The organism is Kitasatospora sp. NPDC002040, assembly GCF_040296785.1.
Lineage (GTDB): Bacteria > Actinomycetota > Actinomycetes > Streptomycetales > Streptomycetaceae > Kitasatospora.
Map to the genome: position 1 here is coordinate 280,735 of NZ_JBEOXV010000001.1, position 21,081 is coordinate 301,815.

General features: G+C 71.9%; 20 protein-coding genes. 16 read left to right on the plus strand and 4 right to left on the minus strand.

What is annotated here, in order from left to right; genetic code table 11:
• Positions 1–64 precede the first annotated feature (64 nt).
• The 12 genes from wrbA (at position 65) to ABT118_RS01390 (ending at position 12,053) form a co-directional block, all read left to right on the plus strand.
• A complete protein-coding gene (gene wrbA / locus ABT118_RS01335; RefSeq protein WP_350644087.1) occupies positions 65–682 on the plus strand; it encodes an NAD(P)H:quinone oxidoreductase in 618 nt (205 codons plus the stop codon).
• Positions 683–865: 183 nt separating this feature from the next.
• Positions 866–1,366 (plus strand): AtaL-like protein, encoded by a 501-nt coding sequence (locus ABT118_RS01340; protein ID WP_350644088.1) that lies wholly within the window; start codon positions 866–868, stop codon positions 1,364–1,366.
• Between the two features lie 32 nt (positions 1,367–1,398).
• Positions 1,399–2,160, plus strand: a complete 762-nt coding sequence (locus ABT118_RS01345; protein WP_350644089.1) for an SDR family NAD(P)-dependent oxidoreductase — start codon at positions 1,399–1,401, stop codon at positions 2,158–2,160.
• Positions 2,160–3,287: a transaldolase family protein gene (locus tag ABT118_RS01350; RefSeq protein ID WP_350644090.1), complete on the plus strand. Its 1,128-nt coding sequence runs from the start codon at positions 2,160–2,162 to the stop codon at positions 3,285–3,287. Before ABT118_RS01345 ends, ABT118_RS01350 begins: the two co-directional genes overlap by 1 nt.
• Positions 3,288–3,380: 93 nt before the next feature.
• Positions 3,381–4,610, plus strand: coding sequence for a 3-hydroxybenzoate 6-monooxygenase (locus ABT118_RS01355; RefSeq protein ID WP_350644091.1), 1,230 nt, complete (start codon positions 3,381–3,383; stop codon positions 4,608–4,610).
• Between the two features lie 2 nt (positions 4,611–4,612).
• Positions 4,613–5,797 carry a chorismate synthase gene (aroC, locus tag ABT118_RS01360; protein ID WP_350645079.1) on the plus strand — a complete coding sequence of 395 codons (1,185 nt, stop codon included), beginning with the start codon at positions 4,613–4,615 and terminating at the stop codon, positions 5,795–5,797.
• A gap of 206 nt (positions 5,798–6,003) precedes the next feature.
• Entirely contained in the window at positions 6,004–7,656 is a 1,653-nt protein-coding gene (locus ABT118_RS01365; protein WP_350644092.1) for a (2,3-dihydroxybenzoyl)adenylate synthase, read from the plus strand.
• Between the two features lie 27 nt (positions 7,657–7,683).
• Positions 7,684–8,724, plus strand: a complete 1,041-nt coding sequence (locus tag ABT118_RS01370) for a ketoacyl-ACP synthase III family protein (RefSeq protein WP_350644093.1) — start codon at positions 7,684–7,686, stop codon at positions 8,722–8,724.
• 159 nt (positions 8,725–8,883) lie between these two features.
• Positions 8,884–9,309, plus strand: a complete 426-nt coding sequence (locus tag ABT118_RS01375; protein ID WP_350644094.1) for a PPOX class F420-dependent oxidoreductase — start codon at positions 8,884–8,886, stop codon at positions 9,307–9,309.
• A 97-nt stretch (positions 9,310–9,406) separates the two neighbouring features.
• Positions 9,407–10,489 carry an LLM class flavin-dependent oxidoreductase gene (locus ABT118_RS01380; RefSeq protein ID WP_350644095.1) on the plus strand — a complete coding sequence of 361 codons (1,083 nt, stop codon included), beginning with the start codon at positions 9,407–9,409 and terminating at the stop codon, positions 10,487–10,489.
• A complete protein-coding gene (locus ABT118_RS01385; protein WP_350644096.1) occupies positions 10,486–11,082 on the plus strand; it encodes a CE1759 family FMN reductase in 597 nt (198 codons plus the stop codon). Before ABT118_RS01380 ends, ABT118_RS01385 begins: the two co-directional genes overlap by 4 nt.
• A gap of 38 nt (positions 11,083–11,120) precedes the next feature.
• Positions 11,121–12,053: a glutathione S-transferase family protein gene (locus tag ABT118_RS01390; protein WP_350644097.1), complete on the plus strand. Its 933-nt coding sequence runs from the start codon at positions 11,121–11,123 to the stop codon at positions 12,051–12,053.
• Between the two features lie 52 nt (positions 12,054–12,105).
• On the opposite strand, the gene ABT118_RS01395 is transcribed toward ABT118_RS01390, so the two are convergent.
• The 3 genes from ABT118_RS01395 to ABT118_RS01405 all read right to left on the minus strand — a co-directional run bounded on the left by ABT118_RS01395 (position 12,106) and on the right by ABT118_RS01405 (position 15,589).
• A complete protein-coding gene (locus ABT118_RS01395) occupies positions 12,106–13,482 on the minus strand; it encodes an aldehyde dehydrogenase family protein (protein ID WP_350644098.1) in 1,377 nt (458 codons plus the stop codon).
• Positions 13,482–14,552 carry an AMP-binding protein gene (locus ABT118_RS01400; protein ID WP_502884449.1) on the minus strand — a complete coding sequence of 357 codons (1,071 nt, stop codon included), beginning with the start codon at positions 14,550–14,552 and terminating at the stop codon, positions 13,482–13,484. Before ABT118_RS01400 ends, ABT118_RS01395 begins: the two co-directional genes overlap by 1 nt.
• Positions 14,553–14,638: 86 nt before the next feature.
• Positions 14,639–15,589 carry an oxidoreductase gene (locus tag ABT118_RS01405; RefSeq protein ID WP_350644100.1) on the minus strand — a complete coding sequence of 317 codons (951 nt, stop codon included), beginning with the start codon at positions 15,587–15,589 and terminating at the stop codon, positions 14,639–14,641.
• Between the two features lie 571 nt (positions 15,590–16,160).
• Here ABT118_RS01405 and ABT118_RS01410 point away from each other — a divergent pair.
• Entirely contained in the window at positions 16,161–16,490 is a 330-nt protein-coding gene (locus tag ABT118_RS01410) for a hypothetical protein (RefSeq protein ID WP_350644101.1), read from the plus strand.
• Positions 16,491–16,717: 227 nt separating this feature from the next.
• Here ABT118_RS01410 and ABT118_RS01415 read toward each other — a convergent pair whose 3' ends face one another.
• Complete coding sequence (locus tag ABT118_RS01415; protein ID WP_350644102.1) at positions 16,718–17,668, minus strand: EamA family transporter; 951 nt, start codon at positions 17,666–17,668, stop codon at positions 16,718–16,720.
• A gap of 120 nt (positions 17,669–17,788) precedes the next feature.
• On the opposite strand from ABT118_RS01415, the gene ABT118_RS01420 reads away from it, so the two are divergent.
• From ABT118_RS01420 to ABT118_RS01430, 3 genes are all read left to right on the plus strand, one after another.
• Positions 17,789–18,682: a DUF1906 domain-containing protein gene (locus ABT118_RS01420; RefSeq protein ID WP_350645081.1), complete on the plus strand. Its 894-nt coding sequence runs from the start codon at positions 17,789–17,791 to the stop codon at positions 18,680–18,682.
• Positions 18,683–18,843: 161 nt separating this feature from the next.
• A complete protein-coding gene (locus tag ABT118_RS01425) occupies positions 18,844–19,227 on the plus strand; it encodes a DUF3761 domain-containing protein (protein ID WP_350644103.1) in 384 nt (127 codons plus the stop codon).
• A gap of 123 nt (positions 19,228–19,350) precedes the next feature.
• Positions 19,351–21,009 (plus strand): long-chain fatty acid--CoA ligase, encoded by a 1,659-nt coding sequence (locus ABT118_RS01430; protein ID WP_350644104.1) that lies wholly within the window; start codon positions 19,351–19,353, stop codon positions 21,007–21,009.
• Positions 21,010–21,081: the final 72 nt, after the last annotated feature.

Here is a 21,081-nt window from a genome sequence, read left to right on the forward strand (position 1 = left end):
AGTCGAGGTGACGGGTGACCGCAGGAACCCGAATGACTGACAATTCCGAATGGGAGCAGCGACCGTGACCAACGTCGCCATCATCTACTACTCGTCCACCGGCCACGTCCACAAGCTGGCCGAGGAGGCCGCGTCGGCCGCCGAGAAGGCGGGCGCCGAGGTCCGGCTGCGCAAGGTCGCCGAGCTGGCCCCCGAGGCTGTCGTCGCCACCCGCCAGGAGTGGGCCGACCACATCGAGGCCACCAAGGACGTCGTCGAGGTCTCCCTCGACGACCTGGAGTGGGCCGACGTCATCCTCCTCGGCACCCCGACCCGCTTCGGCCTGCCGGCCGCCCAGCTCAAGCAGTTCATCGACACCACCGGTGGCCTGTGGTTCCAGGGCAAGCTCGTGAACAAGGTCGTCTCCTCGTTCACCTCCACCTCCACCCTGCACGGTGGCCAGGAGAGCACCCTGCTCGCCCTGAACAACACCTTCTACCACTGGGGCGCGATCATCGTGGCCCCCGGCTACTCGGACGGCATCCAGTTCGCGCCGACCAACGGCAACCCGTACGGCGCCAGCCACGTCTCCAACAACCTGGTCGGCGAGCCGAACGAGGAGAACCTGGGCGCGATCGCGTACCAGACCCGTCGTGCGGTGCAGATCGCCACGGCGCTGAAGGTCGGCCTGGCCGCCGCCTGACGATCCGCCGCCTGACGGCGCGCAGCGAACGGCACAGGGGATTCCGGATTTCCGGAATCCCCTGTGCCGTTTTCGGTTCGGCAGCTGACGAAGTAGGCGATCCGTTGTTGCCGCCACCTGTTCGATTGATCCAGAGTTCTATACAGAGAACGGCTCGGTAATTCCCGGCGGGAGGAGCGACGGATGTCAGCAGTAACGATCTCCTGGACCATAGCGGTAAATTCCGGTGGGGTCCCGGAGCACGAACGGCTCGACGCCCGCGGACTCTGGCGGGAGTTGCTCAACAAGGCCGAGAATCCCATTCCCTATGTCCCCGCCATCACCGAGTGCACGGTGCTCGACCGGTTCTCCGGCGGATTCACCCGGAGCATTGTCCGGGACGGCCGGACGGTGTTCCAGCGGGTCGAGGTCGTACCGGGGGAGTCGGTCGTCTACCGGCAGCCGGGCGACCCCGAGATCGAGTCGATCTCCAACCGGGTCGACGTCACCGAGGACGGCTCGCCGGCCCTGACCATCTCGGTCCAGCTGGCCCCGGCGGGCATCGAGCGGGCGATCCGGGAGAGCAGGTTCCTGGAGGCCGCGGACGCCTACTTCACCGATGCGCTGCGGGCCGGGATCGACGAGATCCGGGCCGCCCGCCCGGTCCTCGACGGTCCGTCCGCCGGGCTGACCCACGCGGCCTGAACCGCACTGCACATCCCCACAGGAGGAACCTGATGACCGCACGATTCGACGGCAAGGTCGCCCTGGTCACCGGAGGCGGCTCCGGCATCGGCCGGGCCACCGCCCTGGCCTTCGCCCGTGAGGGTGCCACGGTCATGGTGGCCGGCCGGGAGCCGCACGAGCTGCGGGAGACCGTGGCCCTGATCGAGAAGGAAGGCGGCACCGGCGACTGCGTCCGGGCCGACGTCACCCACGGCATGGACGTCATCAAGCTGGTGCAGAGCACCGTCGAACGGCACGGCGGTCTGCACATCGCCTTCAACAACGCCGGTGTGATGGGGCGGCCCAGCCCGCTGGCCGAGGTCTGCGAGGCGGTCTGGGGCGACATCCTGGCCACCAACCTGACCGGCGCCTGGCTGCTGATGAAGCACGAGATCGCGCACATGAAGGCCAACGGCGGCGGCGTCATCATCAACACCGCGGCCAACATCGGCATCCACGGCCGGGTGCCCGGCTTCGGCGCCTTCGCGGCCTCCAAGGCCGCGCTCTCCACGCTGACCCGCACCGCCGCCCGCGAGTACATCAAGGACGGCGTCCGGATCAACGCGATCAGCCCCGGCACGGTCGACACCGACCAGGGCCGGCGCTTCAACGAGAGCGAGGAGCAGCGGGACGAGCGGGTCAAGGCGGGCGTGCCGATCGGCCGGGTGGCCCGGACCGAGGAGATCGCCAACACCGTGCTCTGGCTGGCCGGTGAGGAGTCGAGCTTCGTGGTCGGACACGACCTGGTGCTCGACGGCGGGGCCACCGCCTGATGGTCGGCATCCTGCGACGGCTCTCCGAGGAGGGCGTCTCACTCTGGTTGGAGGGCGTCGGCCGCGACCGCCTGGCCGACGGCGGCCTGGCCCGGCTGGTCCGGGACCGGTACGTGGTCGGTGTGACCGGCACGCCGGGCGACGGCGACGCCTACCGGGAGCAGCTGGCCGACCTGGCCGCCCGCGGGGCCTCGGCCGCCGCGGCGCTGCGCGAACTGACGGTCCGTGACCTGCGCTGGGCCTGCGAGGTGCTGGAGCCGGTCCATCTGCGGACGGCCGGCCTGGACGGGCTGGTCTCGGCCCGGATCGACCCGGCGTTCGTCCGCGGCGCCTGCGCCACCCTGGCCGAGGCCCGCTCGCTGAGCCTCGCGGTGGACCGCCCGAACCTGCTGGTGGAGATCCCGGCCACCCCCGAGGCGCTCCCCGCGATCGCCCGCTGCCTGGGCGAGGGGATCGGCGTGCACGTCTCGCTGGTGCTCTCCGAGCAGCGCTACGCCGAGGTCCTGGAGAGCTTCCTGACCGGCCTCGAACTGGCCGCGTCCAAGGGCCTGGACGTGTCCCGGATCAGCTCGGTCGCCGCCCTGCCGGTCGGCCTGCTGGACACCGCGGTCGACCACGAGCTGGACGTCATCGCCACCGCCGAGACCAGGGCGTTCCGCGGCCAGGCCGGGATCGCGCTGGCCCGGCTGGCGTACCGGCGGTACGAGCAGGTGCTCGGCTCGGCCCGGTGGAGCGCGCTGGCCGCGCTCGGCGCCCGGCCGCAGCGGCTGCTCTGGGACGCCACCGGGGTGACGGACCGTCGGCACCGCGACACCCGCTACGTCGAGGAGCTGGTGGCGCCGAACTCGGTCACCGTGCTCTCCGAGCAGACCCTGGCGGCGCTCGCCGACCACGGCCGGCCCGCCTCGGCGGCCCGGTTCGCCGGCGGGTACGCCGACGCCGAGCGGGTGCTGGGCTACCTGGACTGGTTCGGGATCGACCTGCCGGAGCTGCTGCTCCGCCTGGAGCGGGACAGCCTCGCGGGGCTGCGCCGGGCCAGGACGGAGCTGCTGGAGGCGGTCCTGGCCCGGCTGACCGAATTCCGGCTGACCGAGGCCCGGTCGCCCGAGGCGGCCAAGGCCGTCTGACCGGCGCCCGCCCTGCTCCACCACCCTCGCACCCGATCGGCGAGGCCGGCGTCCGGCCTCAACCAAACGACAGTGAAAGGCAGTAGACCCACGATGGCGAAGATCCTGATAGCCGGCGGCGGCATCGGCGGCCTGGCGACGGCGCTCAGCGTCTCCCGCCAGGGCCACCGGGTGGTGGTGCTGGAGAGCCGTGACACCTTCACCGAGCTCGGTGCCGGAATCCAGCTCGGCCCGAACGCGTTCCACGCGCTCGACCGGCTCGGTGTCGGCGACGCGGTCCGCGAGCGCGCCGTGCACATCGACGAGCTGCGGTTCATGGACGGCACCACCGGCGAGCAGGTGGTGAGCATGCCGCTGACCGGCGCCTACCGGGAGCGGTTCGGCAACCCGTACGCGGTGGTGCACCGCATCGACGTGTACGCCCCGCTGCTGGAGGCGGCCCGGGCGGACCAGCGCATCGAGCTGCGCACCGGCGCCACCCTGGAGGGCTACCGGCAGGACGAGCAGGGTGTGGTCGCGCTGCTCGCGGGCGGCGAGGGGGTGTACGGCGACGCGTTGATCGGCGCCGACGGCATCAACTCCTTCGTCCGCAAGCAGCTGATCGGCGACGGTTTCCCGCAGGTCTCCGGCCACACCATCTACCGCTCCGTCATCCCGATGGAGAAGGTGCCCGAGGAGCTGCGCTGGAACACCGTCACGCTCTGGGCGGGCCCGAAGTGGCACTTCGTGCACTACCCGATCGGCAGCGGCAAGTACCTCAACCTGGCCGCGACCCGGGACGACAACGCCCAGGAGGCGGTGATCGGGGCCCCGGCCGAGAAGGACTTCGTGCTGAACGAGTTCCCCGAGCTGGGCGACACCCCGCGCCAGCTGCTGGAGCTCGGCGAGGACTGGCGGGCCTGGGTGCTCTGCGACCGCGACCCGGTGGAGAAGTGGACCGACGGCCGGGTGGTGCTGATCGGTGACGCCGCGCACCCTATGCTGCAGTACGCGGCCCAGGGCGCCTGCCAGGCGCTGGAGGACGCGGTGGTGCTCGGCGAGCTGATCGGCACCGAGACGGACGAGTTCGCGGTCCGGTTCGAGAAGTTCAACGGCGAGCGGCGCGAGCGCACCGCCGCGACCCAGCTGGTGGCCCGGGAGATGGGCCGTCAGCTCTACCACCCCGTCGGCGAGGCGGCCAAGGCGCGCAACGCGATGCTCTCCGCGCTCTCCCCGGAGGAGCTGTACGAGAAGGTCGAGTGGCTGCACGGGGCCCGGGTCGGTGACGGCAGGGTGACCGAGCCGCCGCTGATCGGCCGTCAGACGGACGGCGAGGGCCGGTGACCGTGGGCAGTCTGCGCTGGCTCACGGCGGGGGAGTCGCACGGCCCCGCACTGGTGGCGACCCTGGAGGGCCTGCCCGCCGGGGTGCCGATCGGCACCGCTGCGGTGACCGAGGCACTGGCCCGCCGGCGGCTCGGCTACGGCCGGGGTGCCCGGATGAAGTTCGAGCAGGACGAGGTCACCTTCCTCGGTGGCGTCCGGCACGGCGAGACCATGGGGTCCCCGGTCGCGGTGATGGTCGGCAACACCGAGTGGCCCAAGTGGCAGCAGGTGATGTCGGCCGATCAGGTCGACCCCGAGGTGCTCGCGGGCCTGGCCAGGAACGAGGCGCTGACCCGCCCCCGCCCCGGCCACGCCGACCTGGCGGGCATGCAGAAGTACGGCTTCGACGACGCCCGTCCGGTGCTGGAGCGCGCCTCGGCCCGGGAGACCGCGGCCCGGGTCGCGCTCGGCGCGGTGGCCCGCTCGTTCCTGCTGGAGACGGCCGGGATCGAGCTGCTCTCGCACGTGGTCGGCCTCGGCGGCGCCTCGGCCCCGTCCTGGCTGATGCCGAAGCCGGCCGACGTCCCCTACCTGGACGAGGACCCGGTGCGCTGCCTGGACCCGGAGAGCTCGGCCCGGATGGTCGCCGAGATCGACCAGGCGCACAAGGACGGCGACACCCTCGGCGGCGTGGTCGAGGTGCTGGCGTACGGTCTGCCGCCGGGCCTGGGTTCGCACGTGCACTGGGACCGCCGGCTGGACGCCCGGCTGGCCGCCGCCCTGATGGGCATTCAGGCGATCAAGGGCGTCGAGGTCGGCGACGGCTTCGAGCTGGCCCGGGTGCCGGGCTCGCAGGCGCACGACGAGATCGTGCCGACCCCGGTCGGGGTGCGCCGGGCGTCCGCGCACGCGGGCGGGATCGAGGGCGGGCTCTCCACCGGGGAGGCGCTCCGGATCAGGGCCGCGATGAAGCCGATCGCCACCGTGCCCAGGGCGCTGCGCACCCTGGACGTCCGCACCGGTGAGCCGGCTCAGGCGCACCACCAGCGCTCGGACGTCTGCGCCGTGCCGGCGGCGGGCATCGTGGCCGAGGCGATGGTGGCCCTGGTGCTCGCCGACGCCCTGCTGGAGAAGTTCGGCGGGGACAGCGTGACCGAGACCCGACGGAATGTCACGGCCTATCTGGATTCCCTCGCCATTCGCTGACAAAGCGCACGATAAAGACCGTTGGGGCCACCCTTTAGGGGGTGGCCCCAACGGTCTTTTTGGTTCTCATAAAGAATATATATTTATGCCGCCATGTCAAAATGACGTATTTAATATGATCGAATTGCGGTGGGGGGATCGCGAGGACGATATTCGGAGCGCCGGAAAGCCCTCTGGTAACAACCTCGGCGAAGGGGACGCAGAGCATGGAACGTGTCGGAGTGGTGTCGTGGCCAAAGGAGGCCGAGGCCACCTATGTCGCCGAGGGTTACTGGCGGGAGCAGCCGCTCGGCGCGCTGCTGTGGCAGTGGGCGGACAGCTGGGGCGACCGGACCGCACTGGTCGACGGCGAGCGCAGGCTGAGCTACCGCGAGCTGGCGGTCACCGCGGACGCGCTGGCCGAGAACCTGGCCGCCCAGGGGCTCGCGGACGGCGACAACCTGCTGGTCCAACTCCCCAACGGCTGGGAGCTGGTGGTCCTGCTGCTGGCCTGCTTCCGGATCGGCGTGGCACCGGTGATGATGCTGCCGGCCCACCGCGACTACGAGCTCTCCGGTGTGGGTGCGCACACCCGGGTGGCAGCCATCGCCGTCCCCGACGTCAACCGCGACTACGACCACCAGGCGCTCGCCGCCCGGGTCGCGACCGGCTTCGACTGGCCCTGCCGGATCCTGGTGGCCGGCTCCGACGTCCGCCCCGGCAACGTGGACCTGCGGGCCCTGGCCGTGGTCGAGGGCGACGTCGAGGCCCGCCGCCGCCGGCTGGACGAGGTCGCCCCGAAGCCGGGCGACGTCGCGCTCTTCCTGCTCTCCGGCGGCACCACCGGCCTGTCCAAGGTGATCGCCAGGACGCACAACGACTACGAGTACAACGCCCGCCAGAGCGGCCTGGTCTGCGGCCTGGACCAGGACACGGTCTACCTGGTGGCGCTGCCCGCCGGGCACAACTTCCCGCTCGCCTCACCGGGCATCCTGGGCACCCTGCTGGTCGGCGGACGGGTCGTCATGCTGCCCACCCCGTCGCCCCGGACGGCCTTCGCCACCATCGCCCGGGAGCGGGTCACCACGGTGGCCGCCGTCCCGGCCGTGGTGCAGCACTGGACCACCGCCGTGGCCGAGCTGGAGCCGGACCTGTCCAGCCTGGAGCTGGTCCAGGTGGGCGGCTCGCTGTTCGCCCCGGAGGACCAGCGCCGGGCGGTCAAGGAGCTCGGCTGCCACGTCCAGCAGTCCTTCGGCATGGCCGAGGGCCTGCTCAACTACACCCGCTTCGACGACGACCCCGAGGTGGTGGCCACCACCCAGGGCCGGCCGATCAGCCCGCACGACGAGATCCTGATCGTGGACGAGGACGGCCACGCGGTCGCCCCCGGCGAGCCGGGCGAGCTGCTCACCCGCGGCCCGTACACCCCGCGCGGCTACTTCGCCGCGCCGGAGCACAACGCCCGGGCGTTCACCGCCGACGGCTGGTACCGCACCGGCGACGTGGTCCGGATCGACCCGGCCAGCGGCAACTTCGTGGTCACCGGCCGGATCAAGGACCTGATCAACCGGGGCGGCGAGAAGATCTCCGCCGACGAGGTGGAGCGGCTGGTGCTGCTGCTCGACCAGGTGGCCGAGGCGGCCGCGGTGGCCGCGCCGGACCCGGCGATGGGCGAGCGGGTCTGTCTCTTCGTCACCCTGCACGCCGGGGGCGAGCTCGGACTCGACGACCTGAAGCGGCTGTTCGCCGAGCACGCGATGGCCGCCTTCAAGGTGCCGGAGCGGCTGGAGATCATCGCCGAGATGCCGTACACCGCCGTCGGCAAGATCGACAAGAAGGTGCTGCGGCAGCTCGCCGCGGCCGTCCCGGCCGGCAGCTGACCCCAACAGGCAAGGGAGGCAAGCAAGATGAAGTACGAGGACCTGTACGTCAACGGGGTCGGCTCCTGGTACCCCAAGCCGGTGCCGGTGGACCACGCGGTCGCCGACGGGCGGTACGAGGCGGCCCTGCAGGAGCGCACCGGCATGGTGAGCGTGGCGATCGCGGGCGAGGACGACTCCCAGCCCGAGATGGCGGTCCGGGCCGGTCTCCAGGCGGTGGCCCAATCCGGGCTGGCAGACCGGGAGTTCGGGCTGCTGCTGCACGCCACCGCCGGGTTCAACGGCCTGGACGGCTGGAACGTCGGCTCCTACCTCCAGCACCGGATCATCGGCGGCGAGGGGACCGCGTTCGAGATCCGCCAGCTGTCCAACGGCGCGGTCGGCTCGATCGAGCTGGCGGCCGGCCACCTGCGTGGCGGCACCGACCGGAGCGCGGCGCTGATCACCGCCTCGGACCGGTTCGAGGCCCCGGTCTGGGACCGCTGGCACATGCACCCCGGGCTGATCTTCGGCGACGGCGCGAGCGCCCTGGTGCTCTCCCGCCGACCCGGCTTCGCCCGGCTGGTCTCCTCGGTCACGGTGGCCCACCCGGAGCTGGAGGGCATGCAGCGCGGCAGCCTGCCGTTCACCGCCAACTCCGACCCGGCCCAGCACCCGGTCCGGATCATCGACCGCACCAGGGACTTCGCGGCGCGCGAGCTGCCGCTGTCCCGGGTGGTCGAGCTGATGGACGCGGCGCTGGTGCGGACCGCCACCGCGGCCTGCGCCGAGGCGGGCATCCGGCCGACCGACGCCGAGCACGTGATCATGCCCAACTTCGGTCTGGAGATGGTCAAGCGGGAGACCCTCGACCCGCTCGGCATCGCGCTGGAGCGGACTCCGTGGCAGTGGGCCGTGGAGACCGGACACGTGGGCGCCACCGACCAGTTCGGGGCGCTCGACCACCTGGCCCACCAAGGGCTGCTCGAACCCGGCCAGCGGGTGCTGATGACGGGCATCGGCGGCGGTTTCAACTGGACCTCCGTGGTCCTGGAGATCGTCGGCCGACCCGCCCCGACTCCCCGCTGAGCCACCCGGGCCGGCCACTTCCCCCGGTGGCCCGGCCCGCTTCCCCCGGCCCGGTCCGGCGCGGTCTTCCCCACCGCGCCGGGCCGGGCCCCAGGCCGAGTTGACGGAGTATCGCTCCACGCTTTCCCAGGCATTTCCGGACCGCCCACGATTGACGGTATGGAGAAGATGACGCAGGAGGAGTGGCGCGATTTCGTCAGCGCCGGGACGCGCACCGGGAAGCTCGCCACCGTCCGGGCGGACGGCCGCCCGCACGTGGTGCCGGTCTGGTTCGTCCTGGACGGCGACGAGCTGCTCTTCAACTGCGGTCCCGGTTCGGTCAAGGCCCGCAATCTGCTCCGGGACCCGCGCGTCACCATCTGCGTGGACGACGAGCAACCCCCCTTCGCCTTCGTGCAGTTGGAGGGGGTGGCGGCCGTCGCCGACGACCCGGTCCAGCTCCGCCGCTGGGCCGGGGCGATCGGCGGCCGCTACATGGGCGCGCACCGCGCCGAGGAGTTCGGGGCCCGGAACGGGGTGGCGCCCGAGCTGCTGGTCCGGGTCAGGATCGGCCGCGTGATCGCCTCCCGCGGCATCGCCGACTGACGCGGCCGCGGCGCACAGGACTTCGGGGCGGGCCCGGCGTGAGCCGGGTCCGCCCTTCCGGCCGTTCCCAACCCCCTACAGACGAGACGAGAGTGACATGCAGTTCGGGATCTTCACCGTCGGCGACCTCACCCCCGACCCGCACAGCGGCCGGCCGCCGGGCGAGCAGGAGCGGCTCAAGGCGATGGTGGCCATCGCCCGCAAGGCGGAGGAGGTCGGCCTGGACGTGTTCGCCACCGGCGAGCACCACAACCCGCCGTTCGTGACCTCCTCGCCGACCACGCTGCTGGCCTACATCGCGGCCCACACCGAGAAGTTGATCCTCTCCACCTCCACCACGCTGATCACCACCAACGACCCGGTGAAGATCGCCGAGGACTTCGCGGTGCTCCAGCACCTCTCCGACGGCCGGGCCGACCTGATGATGGGCCGCGGCAACACCGGCCCGGTCTACCCCTGGTTCGGCAAGGACATCCGCCAGGGCATCCCGCTGGCGATCGAGAACTACGCCCTGCTGCACAAGCTCTGGCGCGAGGAGTCGGTCGACTGGAAGGGCCGCTTCCGCACCCCGCTGCAGGGCTTCACCGCCGTGCCCCGCCCGCTGGACGGGGTGCCGCCGTTCGTCTGGCACGGCTCGATCCGCAGCCCCGAGATCGCCGAGCAGGCGGCGTACTACGGCGACGGCTTCTTCGCCAACCACATCTTCTGGCCGACCCAGCACTTCCAGCAGCTGATCGAGCTGTACCGGACCCGCTACGCGCACTACGGCCACGGCACCGCCGAGCAGGCGTACGTCGGTCTCGGCGGCCAGATCTTCATGAAGAAGAACTCGCAGGACGCGATCCGCACCTACCGGCCGTACTTCGACAACTCGCCGGTCTACCGGGGCGGTCCCGCCCTGGAGGAGTACATCGAGCAGACCCCGCTCTCGGTCGGCAGCCCGCAGGAGATCATCGAGAAGACGCTCACTTTCCGGGAGCATTTCGGCGATTACCAGCGGCAGTTGTTCCTGATGGACAGCGGCGGTATTCCGCTGAAGACGGTGCTGGAGCAGCTGGACATCCTGGGCGAGGAGGTGCTGCCGGTGCTGCGCAAGGAGTTCGCGCTCGGCCGCCCGGCCGACGTCCCGGCCGGCCCGACCCACGCGGCCCGGGCGGCCCGGGCAGCGGGGGCCCGATGAAGCTGGTGGTGATAGCCGCGGGCCTGAGCGAGCCGTCCTCGACCCGGCTGCTGGCCGACCGGCTGGCCGGGGCCACCGGGCGGCTGCTGCCGGTGCGGACCCGGGTGGTCGAACTCCGGGACCTGGCCGTGGACATCGCCAAGCACCTGGTCAGCGGCTTCCCGTCGCCCGCGCTGCGGGAGGTGCTGGAGGCGGTCGCGGCGGCCGACGGGCTGATCGTGGTCACCCCCGTCTTCACCGCCTCCTACAGCGGGCTGTTCAAGTCCTTCTTCGACGTGCTCGACCGCACCGCGCTGGTCGGCAAGCCGGTGCTGCTGGCCGCCACCGGCGGCTCGGCCAGGCACTCGCTGGTGCTGGAGCACGCACTGCGGCCGATGTTCAGCCACCTGCGGGCCGCGACCCTGCCCACCGCCGTGTTCGCGGCCTCGCCGGACTGGGGCTCGGGCGCGGAGGCCGGCGGCGAGGAGCTGGCCGGCCGGATCGACCGGGCCGCCGCCGAGCTGGCGGCCGCGCTCGGCCACGCCGCACCGGTTCGTACGAACGACGAACTCGTCCCGTTCGCCGAGCAGTTGGCCGCGCTCGGCCTGGACTGACGGCAGCACAGCAGATCCCCAACCGAGAAGAGGACAGCATGAGCACCGAGGCCAAGGAGCACGTCCGGGCCCCGCAGCACTTCACCTCCCGGCCGACCGCCGACGGCCGCAGCGGCTGGCCGGTGGAGGCCGGCCGCTACCGGCTGGTGGCCAGCCTGGCCTGCCCCTGGGCGCACCGGGTGATCATCACCCGGCGGCTGCTCGGCCTGGAGGACGCCATCTCGCTCGCCGTCACCTCGCCGATCCAGGAGATGATCGACGGCGAGTACCACTGGGTGTTCACCGAGGAGAACGGCAACGCCGGCGGCGTGGACGAGGTGCTCGGCATCCACGCCCTGCGCGAGGCCTACCTGGCGGCCGAGCCGGACTACACCGGCGGCGTCAGCGTGCCCGGCCTGGTGGACGTCCGGACCGGGCACCTGGTGAGCAACGACTTCGCCAACCTCACCCTGGACCTCGGGACGGAGTGGCGCTCGCTGCACCGCGAGGGCGCCCCCGACCTCTACCCGGAGCACCTGCGGGCGGAGATCGACGCGCTCAACGCGGTCACCTACGAGGAGGTCAACACCCAGGTGTACCGGGCCGGTTTCGCGCCGACCCAGGCCTTCTACGACCAGGCGGTGCAGGTGCTGTTCCACCGCCTGGACCAGCTGGAGCAGCACCTGGCGGAGCGTCGCTACCTGACCGGCGACACCATCACCGAGGCCGACATCCGGCTCTGGACCACCCTGGTGCGCTTCGACGCGGTCTACCACGGCCACTTCAAGTGCAACGTCCGCAAGCTGATCGAGTACCCCGCGCTCTGGGGCTACACCCGGGACCTGTTCCAGACCCCCGGCTTCGGCGACACGGTCGACTTCGACCACATCCGCCGGCACTACTACGCCGTCCACGACAACATCAACCCGACCCGGATCGTCGCGGCCGGGCCCGACCCGGCCGGGTTCCTCACCCCGCACGGCCGGGGCTGAACGGCGAAAGGGCGGCCTCCCCGGTGGGGAGGCCGCCCTTTCGCGGTGGTGCTCAGTCCCGGATGACGGTCTTGCTCCGCATCAGGAAGTCGCCGAGGAAGCCATCGTGCGGCACCCCGGGCTCCATCCAGTACGTGGGGTGGTCGCCCAGGTAGAGGTTGCTGACGGTGGGTTCGTCGAGCAACCGGTCGATCAGCGCCTCGTCCTTGGTGAAGGCGTTCAGCACCAGCGAGTGGCGCAGCGGCGCGACCCCGTCGGCCGGCGTCCAGGGTGCCACCCAGACGCAGGGGAAGGAGAGCTCGATGTCGAGCTGACCGCTGTCCCAGCGGTCCAGCTGGTGCACCGCCGGGCGCAGCGCGGCGCTGCCGTCGCCGAGCTCGGCCAGCACGCCGTCGCCGCCGAGGTGGGCGGTGCTGCCCTTGGCCTGGCTGAGCAGGTAGTCGGAGACGGTCCGGGCGGAGTCGGTCCGCTGGACCGGCAGCACCGCCTCGGGGTGCTCCGGCGGCAGCACCGGGATGGCCGCCAGCCGCTCGGCGATCGCCTCGGCCAGCGGGCCCGGGTCACCCTCGACCAGCACCGCGGTGGTGTTGATGCACTTGACGCCGCCGTGGTGGCTGATCGAGTCCACGATGGTGTCGAGGTGCTCCCGCCAGTCCGTGTCCGCCGTGATCAGCGTCTTGGACCGGCCGGGGCCCTGGGCCAGCACGGTGGTGTCGTTGGCGTACTTGCGCACCACCGTGTCACCGCCGTACACGATGCCCAGGTCGGCCGCGCGCAGCACCTCGTCGGCGCCGTCGTGGTCGGTGGGCAGCAGGATCACCTGGTCGTCCGCGAAACCGGCCTGACGGAGCGCCAGGATCAGCCGGTGCGGGGTGAACGGCTCGCGCCGGGACGGCCGGACGGCGACCCGGTAGCCGAGCGCCAGTGCCTCCAGCCAGAGCGCGTGCGGGGCCGGGTGGTTGCCGGCCGCGTGCACGGCGAAGACCTCGCCGCGCCTGGTCCACACCGCGCGCCCGGTCCGGGTGAGCGGGTCGCGCCAGTCGGCCACCGCGCCGCCGGGGCGGGCCTGGAAGGTGGCGAAGTGCGCCTTCAGCGCGGCGTTGTGGATCTCGTCGGCAGCGGACCTGACGGCCTGCCGGGAGACGCCGGAGACCCGGCTGACCGAGTACTCGTACTGGTCGTACGAGAGCCCGGCGACCTCGCCGTGCCGGAAGATCTCCGCCGCCCGGGCCATCGCGGCCAGCCGCTGCTCGACCGGCAGGTTGCTGCCGGCCCGCAGTGCGGCCATCGCCCGGGTGACGAACAGCCGTGGCACGATGCTGAGTTCGGCGAACGGAGCGCCCGTCACATCGGGGATGGTGGCCCGCTTGCGGGTCCGGTACGGCCCGGCCGGGCCGAGCGCGTCGAGCGCGATCGGCTCGGGCGCCATTAGTAGACCCCTTCGATCACGGTCTCGTTGTCGAACTCCTTGACCGGGGCGACGTCGGCGATCGAGTCGCCGATCTGGCCCTCGACCGGCTGGATCCGGGTCGCGTAGTCCCGCTCCAGGTTGTTCGGCAGGAACAGGCTCTTGCCGACGTAGTGCATGACCACCCGGCCGCGCTCGCCGTACGGGACGGACTCGCCGGTCGCCTCGTCGATCACCCGGTACGTCATGTACGGGGAGAACGGGTCGTAGACGCAGGGCTCGTCGTCGGTCAGGCCCGGGCGCTCGGTGACGTGACCGAGCGTCATGGTGTTGCCGAAACCGCTGACGAAGACCGCCTCGGGGAAGAGCTCGGTGCGGTACAGGTCACGGGTGTCGGGGTCGAGCTGGGTGCCGACCCACATGATCGCCTTGACCTTCTTGCGGACCAGGGCGACCAGGTCGTCCCGGCGGCTCAGGCGCTCCAGGGTGGGCGGGGTGAGCATCAGCACCCCGATCTCCTGGGACTCCAGCGTGAAGGCCAGCTGGTCGATCAGGTGCTCGGTGTAGAGCTCGGCCTCGGCCTTCTCACCGCGGCCGATCAGCTTCTTCACCCAGCGCGGGTCGACGTCCACGGTGAACGCCAGCCCGCCCCGGCGGCGGACCAGCTGGTGGAAGGTCTCGCCGACCATGTGCGGTCCGGACGGGATCACCATCAGCCAGTTCACGTCCTGCGGGACGCCGTGGGCGTCCAGCTGGGCGCTGCTGTGCTCGACCAGGATGTCGAGCCACTCACGGAGCATCACCACGCGCTTGGGGGCGCCGGTGGTGCCGCCGCTGTCGTAGATGCCGGTGATCTCCGGCTTGGGGCCGTACCCGCGCGGGATCAGCTCCTCGACCGGGACGTCACGGAGCGAGTTGGCCACGTTCGGGAACCGGGACAGGTCCTCGAAGCTGCGGATCTCGGTCAGCGGGTCGAAGTCGAGCGTCTCGGCCAGCCGGAGCCAGAACGGCGACCCGGTCTCGGGCGAGAAGTGCCACTTGATCGCGGCGCGCAGGAACTCCTCCGGATCGGGCCGGACATCGAAAGGCAATTCGAGAATCGGGTCAGAGGCGGACAACAGCGTGTTCCCTTCGGCAGTACCGCGATCGGTTCGCGTTGGAGTGTGGGTGAGGTGGCTCAGGCCTGCAGGGTGTCCAGCTCGGCCAGGTCCTCGGCGGTGAGCCTGACCGCGGCGGCGGCGATGTTCTGCTCCAGGTGCGCGACCGACGAAGTGCCGGGGATGCAGACCAGGTTGGGGGAGCGGTGCAGCAGCCAGGCCAGTGCGATCTGGTAGGCGGAGGCGCCGTGGCGCTCGGCGACGACGTCCAGCGCGCGGTTGTCCAGCGGGGTGGCGAGCGGGACCTTGGCGTCCTGGCCGGCCGGCTTCTCGTGCCGCAGGGTGTAGGTGCCGAGCGGGAAGAAGGACATGAAGGCGATGCCCTCGGCGGCGCACAGCCGGAGCAGCTCCTCGTCGTCCCGCTGGACCACGTTGTACTCGTTCTGCACGCAGACCACCGGCGCGATGGTGCGGGCCTCGGCGAACTGCGCGGCGGTGACGTTGCTGACGCCCAGGTGGCGGATCAGGCCCTGCTCACGCAGCTCGGCCAGCGCGGTGAACGGCTCCTCGATCGAGTCGTTCGGGCCGAGGCCGCCGCCCTCCTCGACGATCCGCAGGTTGACCACGTCGATCCGGTCCAGGCCCAGGTGGTCGAGGTTGTCGTGGACGGCCTGCACCAGCTCGGCCGGCTTCAGCGCGGCGGGCCAGTCCTTCTCCGGGGTGCGCCGGGCGCCGACCTTGGTGACGATCACCAGGTCGTCCTGGTACGGGTGGATGGCGTCCTTGATGATGCCGTTGACCACGTGCGGGCCGTAGTAGTCGCTGGTGTCGATGTGGTTGACCCCGAGCTCGAGCGCACGGCGCACCACGGCGAGCGCGGTCTCCCGGTCCCGCGGCGGTCCCCAGACACCGGGGCCGGCGAGCTGCATCGCGCCGTATCCCATCCGGCGGATCGTCAGGTCCCCGCCGAGCGAGAACTCCCCGGCGGCACCCGCATGCACGTCGGTGCCGTCGCCGAAGGTGGTTGCCATGGCCGATTCTCCTTGCCATTTCGATGACCCGACGGGCCGTGTAGCCCGATTCAACGGTGTCCCGACGCGCCCCGGCCAAAGAAGCGGGGCGATTCTGTCAAGTGCCTTCCGGGGGGACGGCGGGAGTTCCGGCGGCGAGAGTTGACATACTGTCTGTCATTTAAATCACTGTCCTATGCATATCGGGGGTGGCCGAATAGCCCGGCCTGAATGGCCGGTTCGGACCGGGAAGGGGCGTGCACAGGATTCAGTGCGCCGGGGTGGCGCGATGCAGGTGACCGACCCGGGCCGCGCGCCGGGCCGAGGTCCCGGCCGAGCCGCCGCCGTTCGGGGGAAGCCGCAGGTGGGTGGCGGTGTGTCTGCCTACGAACCGGCTATTCCCGCACTATGCGGATCGCGGGTTACGTCACGCTAATGGGCGAAAAGGTCGGGCGGTGCTGGCGCTTTGTCGATTTGTTAAGGAAACCTGGTGCTCGGCGTCGCAGCCACCGCAGTAGTTCGTCTGGCCGCGAACTCTGCACGCAGTAAGCGCATTACCTGATGTACAGCAGCAGCTATCTGGAGGCTTTACATGGCTCGCACTCGCACCACCCGACTGGTCGGCCTGCTGGTCGCCGCCCCGCTCGCAGCCGGTCTGCTGCTCGTGGGCGCCGGCGCCGCCGCTGCCGACAACGGAGCCCTGGCGGGCGACGGCTCCAACAGCAGCGTGGTGTCCAACGTCGGCAGCGGGAACATCTTCGGCACCGTCACCGGCAACTACAACCAGACCCAGCAGGTGGCCACCGGCTCCGGCGCGTCGAACCAGAACAACAACTTCCAGGTCAAGGACAACACCGGCTTCATCTTCAGCGACCAGGGCAACCGGGACTTCAACTTCGTCTTCGCGCCGGTCTTCCACTGAGTGGTCCCGCACCGCTCGGCGGGGGCGCCGGGCAGCGGGAGCGGGTACGGGTGAGCTGAGCACCCGGCCGCACGACCGACCGACCGAGCCGTTCGGGGTGGAGAGGGTCACTCACTCCCGGTTCATCGCACACACCTCTGTGGGCGGCGCCGCACGACGGCGCCGCCCACGGGGCGTTCACGGGGCGTGCTCAAGCGGCGTTCAAGCGGGCATTCAAGGGGCGGGCGCTAGCGTCGGCCGGTGAGCGTGGCGCCCAGGCTGGCCAGCACCACGCAGGCGATCCCGGCCAGTTGGGCCGGCCCGAGCAGCTGGTGCAGCACCAGCAGGCCGATCAGCGCGCTCACCGCCGGGTCCAGGCTGACCAGCACGCTGAACACCCGCTGCGGCAGCCGCCGGAGCGCGGCCATCTCCAGCACGTACGGAATCACCGGCAGCAGCAGCGCCACGCCCGCCACCGCGAGCAGCAGCAGCCAGGGCGAGTCCGAGCCGGCCAGTCCGTGCCACGCCTCGGCCGCCCCGAACGGGGCCACCAGCACCGCGCTGACGGTCAGTGAGACCGCCAGCCCCTGGAAGCCGTGGAAGCTGGCCCCGACCTTGTCGGTGAGCAGGATGTACCCGGCGTAGCAGGCGGCCGCACCGAAGGCACAGGCCAGCCCGACCGGGTCGAGCCCGCCGCCGCTGTTCCCGCCCTCCCCGAGCAGCGTGAGCAGGGCCACCCCGCCGCCCGCCAGCAGCGCCCAGAGCAGGTGGGTGAGTCGGCGGGCCAGGGCCAGCGCGACCGCCAGCGGGCCGAGGAACTCGATGGTCGAGGCGGTGCCCATCGGCAGCCGGTCCACCGCCCCGGCGAAGAGCAGCGTCATCCCGGCGGAGGCCAGCCCGAGCAGCGCGGTCGAGCCGAGCTCGCGCGGACCGTACCCGCGCAGCCGGGGCCGGGTCAGCGCCAGCAGTACCGCCGCCGCGAAGACCAGCCGCAGGAAGGTGGCCCCGCCGACCCCGAGCTGCCCGAACAGCGGCTTGGACAGTGCGATGCCGAGCTGCACGGTGAACATCGCCACCACGCACAGCACCGGCGCGGGGATCCGGGCGGTGCCGGTCGGGCCGGCGGGCGCGGCGGGGGCGGTCGGTGCGGCCGCGGGGGAGTGGCCGGTGGGCACTGCGGACAGGTCGACGCTGGACATGGCGAGCAGTCTCGCGTAAGGACCGTCGGGCAGGCAAGCGCATGACGCGGCAGGTGCGGACGGGTGAACCCGGCGGGCCACGCCGGTATTCGTCTGACGATCGGTCAGTATCTAGAGGTGATGCGCTACCTGGGCCCCGCTGCCCTCACCGCGGCTTCGCTGGTCCTGCTGCTGGCCACCGACGGGCTGCCCGACGCCGCGCCCGCCGCAGCGAACGAGCCGGCCGCCCGGGTCGTCGCACCGCCCCCCGACACCCTCCGGGCCACCGTGCTCGCCGAGGACCTGCGGATCGGGCCGCGGGCGACCGGCAAGGTCTTCGCCGGGCCCGGGTTCGACGCCTGCACCGCCCCGCCGCTGGAGACCATGGCGGCCTGGAAGCAGGGCTCCCCGTACGGCGCGGTCGGCATCTACGTGAGCGGCGGTCAGCGCGGCTGCTCGCAGCCCCGGCTCACCGCGGACTGGGTCCGGCAGGTCACCGCGATGGGCTGGCAGCTGCTGCCCACCCACGTCGGCCTCCAGGCCCCGTGCAGCACCCTGGGCAACAAGCCCCGGCGGATCGACGCCGCCACCGCCGTCCAGCAGGGCCGGAGCGAGGCGGCCGAGGCTGCCGCCGCCCTGCGCGCCCTCGGCCTGGGCCCCGGCAGCCCGGTCTACCTCGACATCGAGTCCTACCCCCGGGGCGACCGCGCCTGTGCCCAGGCGGTGATGGACTTCACCGTCGCCTGGACCCACCGGCTGCACCAGGACGGCTTCCGGTCCGGCTTCTACTCCAGCGCGGACTCCGGCGTCGCCGACCTGGTCGCCGCCGCCCGCGCGGGCAGCTCCCCGCTCCCCGACGCGGTCTGGTACGCCCGCTGGGACGGCCGCGCCGACACCGCCGGAGCCGGTGTCCCCGACCTGTCCCACTGGCCCGACCACCAACGCGTCCACCAGTACCAGGGCAACGTCCAGGAGACCTGGGCCGGCGCCACCCTCACCGTCGACCGCAACCAACTGGACGGCCCGGTCGGCTGAACCCGGGCCCTTCGGCGCCGGGGACCAGACCTTCGCCCCTGCCCCGCCGCCCGCAGCCGTTGGTAGACCTGAACGACAGCTGCTGGTGAACGGAACCGAGGGTCGAGTCAGAAGTGAAGAGTGGATCAACTGCCCGGGTACCGGCGCGGGTACTGTCGCCGGTGCTCTGGACCGGCCTGGTCGCCCTGGCCCTCGCGGCCGCAGCCTGCGATCCCGCCCCCTCGGGGCCGGCCACGCCGCCGAGCCCGTCCGTCGCCGAGGCCACCGAGTCGCCCACGCCCACCCCCACACGGACCGGCACACCCGCCCGGTCCGTGGTGCCGGCGCCCGCGCCCACCACGGCGACGGCCTCGCCGACCACCGCCGATCCGACCCGGGGCGGTACCTGCGCGAGGCACACCACCGGTGAATGCGGCTGGGACCACGGCCTGACCCCGACCGTGCCGGGCCAGACGGCCGTCTGCAGGAACGGCGACATCTCGGATGCGGCGAACTTCCGCGGGACTTGCTCCAAGAACGGCGGGGTCCGGTACTGGTTCCGGTGAGGACGTGACTTCGGCCGCTGACAGCCCGGTGCCTTGACGACAGAATCGGGGCCGAGCAGCATCGCACTACTCGCCAGTAGTAGGGGCGGGCTGCCCTGCCCCGCCCGGTCAAGGAGGACCCGCGTGTTCAGCACGATGCAGGACGTACCGCTCAACGTGGCCCGGATTCTGACGCACGGCTCGACCCTGCACGGCAGTTCCACCGTCACCACCTGGGACGGTACCGGACCGGTGGTCCGTACGTACGCCGAGGTCGGGGCCCGGGCCGGGCAGCTGGCGCACGCGCTGCGGGACGAGCTGGGCGCGACCGAGGGCAGCGTCATCGCGACGCTGATGTGGAACAACGCCGAGCACCTGGAGACGTACCTCGCGGTGCCGTCGATGGGCGCGGTGCTGCACACCCTCAACCTCCGCCTGCCGGGGCACCAGCTGGCGTTCATCGTCAACCACGCCGCCGACCACGCGATCCTGGTCGACGGCAGCGTGCTGCCGCTGCTCGCGGCCGTGCTCCCGCAGCTCAACCCGACGCTCAAGCACATCGTGGTGAACGGCCCCGGCGACCGCTCGCTGCTGGACGGCTTCGCCGGGCGGGTGCACGACTACGAGGCGCTGATCGCGGACCGGCCGACCGGCTACCCCTGGCTGACCGACCTGGACGAGCGCCGGGCCGCCGCGCTCTGCTACACCTCGGGGACCACCGGCGACCCCAAGGGCGTTGCCTACAGCCACCGTTCGGTCTACCTGCACTGCATGCAGGTCAACTCCGCCGACAGCTTCGCCCTGACGGCCCGTGACATCGCCCTGCCGGTGGTGCCGATGTTCCACGTGAACGCCTGGGGCATGCCGTACGCCGCCTTCATGTCCGGCGCCAAGCTGCTGATGCCGGACCGCTTCCTCCAGCCCAAGCCGCTGGCCGAGATGATCGACCGGGTGAAGCCGACGGTCGGCGCCGCCGTGCCGACCATCTGGAACGGCCTGCTGGACGAGCTCGACGCCGGCTCCTACGACACCTCCTCGATCCGGATGGTCGTCATCGGCGGCTCCGCCTGCCCGCCCGCGCTGATGCGCGGCTTCGAGGAGCGGCACGGCATCCGGGTGGTGCACGCCTGGGGCATGACCGAGACCTCGCCGCTCGGCTCCTTCGCCCAGCCCCCGGCCGGGCTGACGCCGGAACAGGAGTGGCCGTACCGGGTCAGCCAGGGTCTGTTCCCCGCCTCGGTGGAGGCCAGGCTGATCGGGCCCGGGGGCGAGCGGATGCCCCACGACGGCCTTGCCGCCGGTGAGTTGGAGGTGCGCGGCCCGTGGATCGCCGGGGCCTACTTCGCCGGCGCGGGCAACGAGCCCGAGCGGCCCGAGGACAAATTCAGCCCGGACGGCTGGCTGCGCACCGGCGACGTCGGCACCATCACCCCCGACGGCTACCTGACCCTGACCGACCGGGCCAAGGACGTGATCAAGTCCGGTGGCGAGTGGATCTCCTCGGTCGAGCTGGAGAACCAGCTGATGGCCCATCCGGACGTGGCCGAGGCCGCCGTGGTCGCGGTGCCCGACCAGAAGTGGGGCGAGCGCCCGCTCGCCACGGTGGTGCTGCGGCCCGGCGCGACCGTCGGCCTGGCCGAGCTGCGGGCCTTCCTGGCCGAGCGGATCGCCGCCTGGCAGCTCCCCGAGCGCTGGTCGATCGTCGAGTCCGTCCCGAAGACCTCGGTCGGCAAGTTCGACAAGAAGGTCATCCGGGCCCAGTACGCCGCCGACGACCTGGACGTGACGCTGCTCGGCAAGTGAGCAGCCGGCTGCGGCCGGGGGCCCGGAGTCGCGCGTCAGCGCCGCCCCGGGCCCCCGGCCGCAGCCCGACCC

Excerpts from the sequence above, each read along its gene's own strand:
- ABT118_RS01380 (WP_350644095.1), top strand. The coding sequence starts at position 9,407 with ATGCAGTTCGGGATCTTCACCGTCGGCGACCTCACCCCCGACCCGCAC.
- ABT118_RS01390 (WP_350644097.1), top strand. The coding sequence starts at position 11,121 with ATGAGCACCGAGGCCAAGGAGCACGTCCGGGCCCCGCAGCACTTCACC.
- ABT118_RS01415 (WP_350644102.1), bottom strand. The coding sequence starts at position 17,668 with ATGTCCAGCGTCGACCTGTCCGCAGTGCCCACCGGCCACTCCCCCGCG.
- ABT118_RS01355 (WP_350644091.1), top strand. The coding sequence starts at position 3,381 with ATGGCGAAGATCCTGATAGCCGGCGGCGGCATCGGCGGCCTGGCGACG.
- ABT118_RS01340 (WP_350644088.1), top strand. The coding sequence starts at position 866 with ATGTCAGCAGTAACGATCTCCTGGACCATAGCGGTAAATTCCGGTGGG.
- ABT118_RS01345 (WP_350644089.1), top strand. The coding sequence starts at position 1,399 with ATGACCGCACGATTCGACGGCAAGGTCGCCCTGGTCACCGGAGGCGGC.
- ABT118_RS01405 (WP_350644100.1), bottom strand. The coding sequence starts at position 15,589 with ATGGCAACCACCTTCGGCGACGGCACCGACGTGCATGCGGGTGCCGCC.
- ABT118_RS01420 (WP_350645081.1), top strand. The coding sequence starts at position 17,789 with ATGCGCTACCTGGGCCCCGCTGCCCTCACCGCGGCTTCGCTGGTCCTG.
- ABT118_RS01365 (WP_350644092.1), top strand. The coding sequence starts at position 6,004 with ATGGAACGTGTCGGAGTGGTGTCGTGGCCAAAGGAGGCCGAGGCCACC.
- ABT118_RS01385 (WP_350644096.1), top strand. The coding sequence starts at position 10,486 with ATGAAGCTGGTGGTGATAGCCGCGGGCCTGAGCGAGCCGTCCTCGACC.
- ABT118_RS01370 (WP_350644093.1), top strand. The coding sequence starts at position 7,684 with ATGAAGTACGAGGACCTGTACGTCAACGGGGTCGGCTCCTGGTACCCC.
- ABT118_RS01410 (WP_350644101.1), top strand. The coding sequence starts at position 16,161 with ATGGCTCGCACTCGCACCACCCGACTGGTCGGCCTGCTGGTCGCCGCC.
- ABT118_RS01395 (WP_350644098.1), bottom strand. The coding sequence starts at position 13,482 with ATGGCGCCCGAGCCGATCGCGCTCGACGCGCTCGGCCCGGCCGGGCCG.
- ABT118_RS01350 (WP_350644090.1), top strand. The coding sequence starts at position 2,160 with ATGGTCGGCATCCTGCGACGGCTCTCCGAGGAGGGCGTCTCACTCTGG.
- ABT118_RS01375 (WP_350644094.1), top strand. The coding sequence starts at position 8,884 with ATGGAGAAGATGACGCAGGAGGAGTGGCGCGATTTCGTCAGCGCCGGG.